This is a genomic window from Streptomyces sp. NPDC059009, from assembly GCF_042740175.1.
GTDB lineage: Bacteria > Actinomycetota > Actinomycetes > Streptomycetales > Streptomycetaceae > Streptomyces.
Genome location: NZ_JBHYJB010000030.1, coordinates 128,144 through 136,083, shown reverse-complemented (window position 1 = coordinate 136,083; position 7,940 = coordinate 128,144). Strand labels below are relative to the sequence as shown.

Annotated in this window: 7 protein-coding genes and 1 tRNA gene; 2 read left to right on the top strand and 6 right to left on the bottom strand. The window is 72.4% G+C overall.

The features are described 5' to 3' along the window. Window positions 1-162: 162 nt before the first annotated feature. From ACFWYM_RS28135 to ACFWYM_RS28110, 6 genes are all read right to left on the bottom strand, one after another. Entirely contained in the window at window positions 163-1,848 is a 1,686-nt protein-coding gene (locus ACFWYM_RS28135) for an AMP-binding protein (RefSeq protein WP_384843080.1), read from the bottom strand. Between the two features lie 61 nt (window positions 1,849-1,909). Beyond that, window positions 1,910-2,449, bottom strand: coding sequence for a DUF3592 domain-containing protein (locus ACFWYM_RS28130; protein WP_384843077.1), 540 nt, complete (start codon window positions 2,447-2,449; stop codon window positions 1,910-1,912). 97 nt (window positions 2,450-2,546) lie between these two features. Continuing rightward, on the bottom strand, window positions 2,547-3,143 hold the full coding sequence (locus ACFWYM_RS28125; RefSeq protein ID WP_384843074.1) for a lytic polysaccharide monooxygenase: 597 nt from the start codon (window positions 3,141-3,143) through the stop codon (window positions 2,547-2,549). A gap of 106 nt (window positions 3,144-3,249) precedes the next feature. Next, complete coding sequence (locus tag ACFWYM_RS28120; protein ID WP_384843071.1) at window positions 3,250-4,101, bottom strand: nucleoside/nucleotide kinase family protein; 852 nt, start codon at window positions 4,099-4,101, stop codon at window positions 3,250-3,252. Then, window positions 4,088-5,284, bottom strand: coding sequence for an SPFH domain-containing protein (locus ACFWYM_RS28115; protein WP_384843068.1), 1,197 nt, complete (start codon window positions 5,282-5,284; stop codon window positions 4,088-4,090). Before ACFWYM_RS28115 ends, ACFWYM_RS28120 begins: the two co-directional genes overlap by 14 nt. A gap of 41 nt (window positions 5,285-5,325) precedes the next feature. Then, a complete protein-coding gene (locus tag ACFWYM_RS28110; protein WP_384843065.1) occupies window positions 5,326-6,717 on the bottom strand; it encodes a peptidoglycan-binding protein in 1,392 nt (463 codons plus the stop codon). Between the two features lie 281 nt (window positions 6,718-6,998). On the opposite strand from ACFWYM_RS28110, the gene ACFWYM_RS28105 reads away from it, so the two are divergent. Together ACFWYM_RS28105 and ACFWYM_RS28100 are read left to right on the top strand one after the other, a co-directional pair. Next, a tRNA-Lys gene (locus ACFWYM_RS28105) sits at window positions 6,999-7,072 on the top strand. A gap of 89 nt (window positions 7,073-7,161) precedes the next feature. Beyond that, window positions 7,162-7,875, top strand: coding sequence for a FadR/GntR family transcriptional regulator (locus ACFWYM_RS28100; RefSeq protein ID WP_384843062.1), 714 nt, complete (start codon window positions 7,162-7,164; stop codon window positions 7,873-7,875). The last annotated feature ends 65 nt before the right edge of the window (window positions 7,876-7,940 follow it).

Sequence of the window (7,940 nt, the reverse complement as noted above, 5' to 3'; positions counted from 1 at the left end):
AAGAGACAGGTACAGCACCCCACCCAAGCCAGTACTCATGCACTCACAGGGCGCCCCCGGCTTTTCGAGGACGGACATACCGCCGCGTCCCCACCCCGCCCCCACCACTACCCGGCCCGCCGACACCGCCCCACCGCCCCACCGCCCCACCGCCCCACCGCCCTACCGCCCCAGCAACTCCTCCCGCCCCCGCTCCCGGTACTCCCCCACGAGCCGCTCCACATCCACGCCCTCCAGCCTCCGGTAGGCCCCCTCTCCCGCGGGCCGCCACCACACCGGGTCGGGGCACCGGAAGCCCGCCTTTCGCAGCTCGGCCCGGCGCACCTTGTTCGTGGCGGTCACGGGCATCCGCTCCACCACGCGCACGAAGCGGGGCGTCATCTTCGTGCCCAAGTCGGCCTGGGAGAGCAGGAATTCGGCGAAATCAAGCGGATCGAAGGAACCTGGCCCGCCCCCCGCCCCCGGCGGCGGGGCGATCGCCGCCATCACCTGGTCCCCCGCCACCGGATCCGGCACCGCGTACACCGCGACCGCCGCCGCACCCCCGTACCGCGCGAGGATGTTCTCGATCATCGCCGCCGCGAGGTTCTCGCTGTCGACCCGCAGCCGGTCGTCGGTGCGGCCCGCGAAGTACAGGAAGCCGTCCGCGTCGCGGTAGAAGAGGTCACCGGTCCAGTACCAGCCGTCGCGCAGCCGCTCCGCGTCGGCGGCGGCATTGCGCCAGTACCCCTCGAAGGGGTTGTGGCCGCGGTTCACCAACTCCCCTATGGCGGCGTCCCCGTTGAGCAGCCGGCCGTCGGCGGCGAACTCGGCGGCCGGGCACTCCGCCCGGGTGTCCGGGTCGACCACGGCCAGATCACCGCCGGGCACACCCCGCCCGATCGCCGCGGCGGGCGTGTCGGGGGTCCGCTGGACGGCGGCGCCGCCCTCCGAGGAGCCGTAGCCCTCGACGAGCCGCACCCCGAAGCGTTCCTCGAAGCGCGCCGCGTCCACCGCGCCCGCCTCGGTCCCGAAGCCCATCCGCAGCTGGTTGTCCCGGTCGTCGGAGCGCGGCGGCGTCGCCAGGATGTACTGCACGGCCCGCCCGACATACGTGAAGTACGTGGCGCCGAACTCCCGTACGTCGTCGAGGAAATGACCGGCCGAGAAGCGCCGGCGCAGCGCCACCCCCGCCCCCGCCACGAGCGCGGGCGCCCAGTCGGCGATGACGGCGTTGCCGTGGAACATCGGCATGCAGATGTAGTGCGTGTCGTCGGACTTGACCCCGAAGTGGTCGACGAGCGACTGCCCGGCGGCGGCCAGGCGGCCCTGGCTGCAGATGGCGGCCTTGGGCGCGCCCGTCGAGCCGGACGTGAAGTAGAGGAGCATGCGGCTCTCGGGCGTGACCGTGCGCGCGATCCGGGGCGCGGCCGAGCGGTAGGGGGCGAGCAGCTCCCCGTACGCGGCGGTGTCGGTCACGAGGACGCGGACGCCGGGGAGTTCGAGCCCGTCGAGCAGCGGCAGGTGGGCGCGCTCGGTGACGACGATCCGGCAGTCGGTGTGCAGGATGTCGCGGGCCAGCTCGGCGCCGCGCCGCGTCGGGTTGATGCCCGCGACGGCCGCGCCCGCGAGGGCGGCGGCGCTCAACCAGAGCGGATATTCAGGGGTGTTGTCGAGCAGGACGCCGATGTGGGGCTCGCCCCGCCCCGGCAGCAGATCGGCGAGGAGCGCGGCCCGCGCCGCCGCCCCCGCGGCCACTTCGTGGTGGGTCAGCGTCCGGTCCTCGAAGCGCAGGCCGGGACGGTGGTCGCCCCACCGCTCCCGGACGAGTTCCGCGACGGTACGCGTGATGCTCCCGTTGCTCCTCATGGCCGCGCACGATATCTGACGTCAAGTCAGATGTGGAGAGCGCGCGGCCGCTTCGCACCGGTCACGGCAGGTCGTCCGGCGACAGGTCGCCGTAGTCGCCGTAGTCGCCGTAGCCGCCACCGGTACCGGGGTCGTCCCAGCCGAAGTCGTCGCTGAACATGTCGTGCGCCGTCGCCATGAAGTAGAAGCAGAACACCAGGATCAGCCCGAAGACGCAGAGCAGCGCGATGGTGTTCGCCGTCATCGCGGCGGGCCGCGGCGGGTGCGCGGTCGCCGCCTCCGGGCGCTCGGCCGTGTAGTAGACGGTGACGAAGTCGCCCTCGACGGTGGTGGCGGGCCCGTTCGACTCCTCGAAGCGGACGGGGCGCCCCTCACGGGTGGCGAACTCGTAGACGTGGTGCAGCGTGGTCGAGGTGTGATGATGGCCGTTGCCGTTGCTGTGGCTCTGGGTCGTCGTGTACGTCCGCAGACAGCGCGCCTCGGCGGTGAACCCGCTGTTCCAGGCGTTGCGGATCTCGGTCTGCCGCTGCAGCAGCCGTACGGCCGAGAAGACCACCACGGCCGCGATGACGCTCGGCACGGCGTAGAACAAGAACTCCATGAAATCCCCCGAAGTTGGTGCTGCGCACACCGCGAAGGTCGCTCGCGGCGTGCGCAGAACCTACCCGTGGGGGGTGGGGAAGTAGCTCAAGGGGTGCTCAGAACTGCACGTCCGAGCAGGCGTAGAAGGCATTGGCCGTGTCGGCGACCGTCCACACCGCGAGGATCACGTGGTGGCCGGACTTGCCCGAGGGCAGGGTGCCGTCGTGCGAGAGCGTCGCCGGGGGCTGGCCACTGAAGGGGACGGTCAGGAAGGGCTGGGTCTCCAGGGAGGCCCGGGTGAGCGGCTTGCTCTCGTCCCAGCCGTTCTTGGTGATGTAGTAGCGGAAGTCGGTCGTGGAGTGCCGTGCGGTGAACTGCCAGCGGAACGTCTGGGTCGCGCCCGCGCTGACCTTGGTGGTCGGCCACGCCTTGCCGTCCGGTGCCTTGGCGGCGTCGAGCGCGCCGAACTCGCCGTGGTTGCCGGAACATATCTGCCCGTCGGCGGGGCCGGAGGCCGGGAAGCCCTTGGGTCCCTCGACGCTCTGTGGCTCCCACTGGATGGAACCGCAGCCGCTGACGGTGCCGTTGGCACAGAGCTTCTGCCGGCTGAGGGGCAGGTCGGTGTAGCCGTGGCTGCTCGCGCCCCCGCTGGAGAGCACGAAGGCTCCGACCGTGGTGAGTCCGAGCAGGGAGGCGTAGATCTTCTTTCGCATGCTGTCGCTCCTGGAGAACGTGGGGGAGTTCTAGTGAGCCGTTGCGCGCGCCGCGGGGTCGGCCATGCGGAGAGGGGGGTTCCTCCGGTCTAGACCAAGGCCCAGATTATTGCCGGTAGTTGAACATGTCCATACCAATCGTGGAGAGGATCCGATCGCAGCGACTCCGCGAGGTCTCCACGAGTTCTCCGTTCGGGTCGTCATTGCCCGCGACCCACTCCCGCGCCCCCTCCTGTGTCCGCCCACCCGCCAACTGCCGCTCGATGAGCCGTTGTTGGCGCACGTCCCCGGGTGCCTCGACATACCAGCACTCCCCCATGAGGGCGCGCGCCTCGCGCCATCCGGGCAGGTCGCAGGCCAGATAGTTCCCCTCGGTGACGACGAGCCGGGCGCCGGGCGCGACCAGGTGCCGGGCCGCGACCGGCTCGTGCAGGGTGCGGTCGTAGTCGGGCACATAGATGTCCCGGCCGGTGTCGGCGAGCACGCGCCGCAGCAGCGCCCCGTACCCGTGCACGTCGAAGCTCGGCTCCGAACCCTTGCGCGCGGTCAGTCGAAGGCGCGCCAACTGAGCGTTGGAGAGGTGGAATCCGTCGAGCGGGAGGTACGCGGCGCCCGCCCCGATCCGCTCCACGAGGGCCCGCGCGAGGGTGGACTTCCCGGCGCCGGGCGGCCCGGCGATGCCGAGGACCACGCGGGGCGCGTCGCCGGCCGTGAGCTGCCAGGCGTCGGCGGCGAGCCGGTCGAGGCCGGGGCGGACAGGCCCGTTCGGCACCGGCACCGGCGCCGGGCCGGTGGCCGGGTCGGCGGCAGGGCCGGTGTTCTCCAGTCCCCGTTCCGGGGCAGGGCCGTTGTCCTCCACTCCCCGTACCGGGGCAGGGCCGGTGCTCTCCACTCCCCGTACCGGGGCAGCGTCAGCGTTCTCCAGTCCCCGTACCGGGGCAGCGTCAGCGTTCTCCATGCCCCGTATAGAACGCCACCGTCAGATCCTTGACCAACGCCTTGCGCTCATAGTCGTCGAGCTCCACCAGGCCGCGCGTGGTCAGCCGCGTCACCGTGTCCTCGACGGAGTCCACCACCGACGTCAGCACGCTGTCGCGGTGCCGGGCGTCGAGGGCCTCGACACGGCGGCGCTGCATCGCGGCGGCGACCTCGGGCGCGTACTCGATGCGGGTCGGCTGGGCCGAGAACACCTCGACGCCGACCGCGGCCGCCTCCGTCGCGAGCGCCCGGGTCAGCGCCTCGCCGACGGCCTCCGCGTCACGCAGGGTGGGGGCGTCGTCGTGGAAGGCGTCGGCGGGCAGCCGGGACAGCACCCGGGCGGTGGCCGCCTCCACGCACTCCCGCAGATACTCCTGGTGGTCCTCGACGGCGAGCAGCGCCCGCCCGGTGTCCCGGACCCGCCACACCACGAGCACGACGACCCGCAGCGCCACCCCGCTCCGGTCCACCACGGCCATCGGCTCACTGCGCCAGTGCCGCAGCCGTACGTCGACGCGGCGGCGCAGCAGCAGCGGGTTGACCCAGAGCAGCCCGGTCCTGCGCACGGTCCCCCGGTAGCGGCCGAAGAGCGTGAGCACCCACGCCCGGCCGACCCGCCCCCGCGCGAGCCCCCCGAACCCGAACAGCGAAAGGGCGCCCGACCCGGCGAGCGAGGCCCACTGCCCGGCACCGATCCGCTCGCCCGCGAGCCCCTCGGGCCCGGGCAGCCCCACGAGCTGGGCCGCCGTCTCGGGCAGCACCCCCGCCCACCAGGTGCCGAGCACACACCCGGCGAGGCCCGCGGCCCCGGCGAACACCCCGGCGGCGCCCGGCAGCACCCGCGCGGGCCGCTCGGCACAGTCGGGGTCGGGCTCGGGAACGGCCCGCGCAGGCACCGCCCGCGCGGCACCCACCGGTGGCCGCGCCCGCTCGCCCGCCCCAGCCCCCGTTCTTCCCGCTCCCGTCCCTGCTCCCGTTCCCGTCCCCGTGACCGGTCGGCGCCGCACCACGGCGGGCGCCACCGGCACCGCCTTGGCCGCGCCTGCCTCCGGCTCGTCCCGGAACAGCAGATGCACCGGGATCTCCGTGGTCGCCTCGCTCTGAATGACCCGCCGCCCCGGCTGCTCCGGTGACTGCGACTGCGCCTGCGCTGCCGTGCCCATCCCTGCCTCCGTCGTCCGTGCCTCGGTCATCCGTCTCTCGGTCATGAGAAGAGCCGCCGCCAGGTCTCGGGCCCCGGGTACCCGTCGGCCGCCGCGCCCCGCCAGCCCTGCGCCCGCTGGAACGCCTCGACGCCGCGGCGGTCGCTCTCGCTCCACCGGGGGCCCGGCCCCTGCGCGTAGTGCTTGCCGAACCCCTTCTTCACCAGCTGCCTGCCGAGCCGCTCCACCCACGCGTTGGACTGCTCCGGCCGGAAGTGGCCCGCGCCCGGATAGGCGGTCGCCCCGTGCGCACCCCCACCACCCGCGCTCTTGCCGCCGCTACCCCCCGCAACGCCCTTGCCGCCCTGGCCACCCTTGCCGCCCGGCACGTCACGGCCGGTCCCCCGCATCAGATACGACCAGGTCGACGGGCCCGGGATCCCGTCCGCGCTCGCCCCCGTCCAGCCCTGCGCCCGCTGGAACGCCCGGGTCGCCGCCCGGTCCGCCTCCGACCAGTGCGGCCCGGGGCCCGAGCGGTAGTAGCGCCCCGCTCCCCGAGCGATCAGCTTCTTGCCGAGCAGCGTCACGTACTTGTTGTTCGCCCCCGGCCCGAACGACCTCGTCCCGGGGTACGGCGTCGCGGCCCCCTGCGCCGGACCGCTCGAGCCGCCGCCCTTCACGCCCTTGTAGCGGTAGGCCAGATAGCGGTCGCCGTTGTTCCAGTAGGCGTAGGGAGTGGCCTGCTTACGGGCGTACGGACGGGCCTGTTCGTACGCGATGTAATACGTGCGCGTGTAGTCCGTCCAGCCGCCGAAAAGCGTCACGTGCGAGCCCTTCTCGGGGTTCGCCGGATTATGGAAGAGAAGAATGTCGCCGGGCTGCAGCTCCTCCCGGGAAATACGGACCGCGAACTTGTCGAGGCTGCCCGTCCATTCGTTCCCGCCGAGATTCCACGCCATCGAGACGAAGCCCGAGCAGTCCTGCCGGTATCCGTCCGGCCAGTACTTGTCCATGCTGTACGGGACCTTCGCGGCCACCCACTTCTTGGCCCGCTTGATGATCTCGGCCCGGGTGGTGGTGCGGGCGGCCGCCGGGGCGCCGGGGCTGCCGTGCAGCGGGGCCCTCGCCCCGGCCTGCGGGGTGTCGGGGTCGTCGGCGGCGGGGGTGAGCGGCAGCGCCCCGCGGAGCCCGGCCCCCTCGACGTGCGGCGCGTGGGGCGCCTCAGGTGCGTGCGGCGCATGGGGCGCGTCCGGCGCCGCCACCGCCTGCCCCGGCCCGAGCACCGACCCGGCCGCCGCCGCGAGCACCAGCGCGCGCCGGGCCCCGTGCGCCGCCGGGTGCCCCCCGAGCCGTACCGGCAGCGCATGCGCTCCGAGACGGCGCCACTGAATACAACCGAGGCAGTCGCAGTCGCTCCCGGGCTCGAATTCCTCGAATACCGGAGCGCTCTCCATGCGATTCCCCTCACACTCCCGGGAAGGCCCCGGGCAAGAATGTCCGCGCATCTGCACGTCCGTCAGTTTCTCAACTGTCCTCGGATATCGCATGTTGACGGTCCGAATGATGGAGCGCCCCCCGACGCCCGGTCCCGTCACCGGTCCCGTCACCAAGCCCGTCACCAAGCCCGGCACCGAGCCCGGCACCGAGCCCGGCACCGAGCCCGGGCCCCCTCCCGGCCGCCCGCCCGTGGTCCGGAGCACCCCTCCCGGTCCGGTAGAGTTCTCCAGGTCAGCAGGCGCCGCTAGCTCAGTTGGTTAGAGCAGCTGACTCTTAATCAGCGGGTCCGGGGTTCGAGTCCCTGGCGGCGCACAGACAGCGAAAGCCCTCCGTTCACGCGGGGGGCTTTCGTCGTGTCTGGGCAGGGTCGACACCCGTACCTCTCCCGCTACCGTTGCGCCATGGCGCGCGACATACAGGAGCGGATCAAGAAGCTCATCATCGACCAGCGACTGCCCTCGGGGGCCTCCCTGCCCACCGAGCCGGAGTTGATGGAGCTCCTCGGCGTCAGCCGGAACTCGGTACGGGAGGCGCTCAAGGCCCTCCAGGCGATGGGCATCGTGGAGATCCGGCACGGTTTCGGCACGTATGTCGGCCCGATGTCGGTCGCGCCGATGATCGAGGGGCTCACCTTCCGCACCGTCGCCGGGCACTACCGCGGCGAGGACAGCCTGCTCCAGCTCCTGGAGCTGCGCGAGGCCGTCGAGACGGGGCTCGTCGCCCGGCTCGCGGGCCGCGTCCCGGAGGCGGACCTGGCCGAACTCGACGCCCTGGTCGACCGGATGGACGCCGAGGCGGCCTCACCCAGCGGCGCCGTGCACGCGGAGACCGACCGGGCCTTTCACGCCGCGCTCTACCGGGGCCTCGACAACGTCCTGCTGGGCGAGGTGCTCGAGGCGTTCTGGGACGCCTTCCACCGGGTGCGCACCGACCTGGTGGACGTGCCGCAGGATCCCAAGGTCACCTGCCGCCAGCACCGCGAGATCCTGGACGCGGTGCGCTCCGGGGACGTCCTCAGAGCGGAACGTTCCCTTCGTGAGCATTTCGGCAACATTCGTACCCGGTTGAGCGCTCCTGCCCCAACAGGCAACACAAACAGCCCTTATGGCACGTAACGAGCTTGTTTCGCTCTTGCGATCATGCTGTGCGGCGTAGAACCCTGTCCTCTCTATGGCTCTCA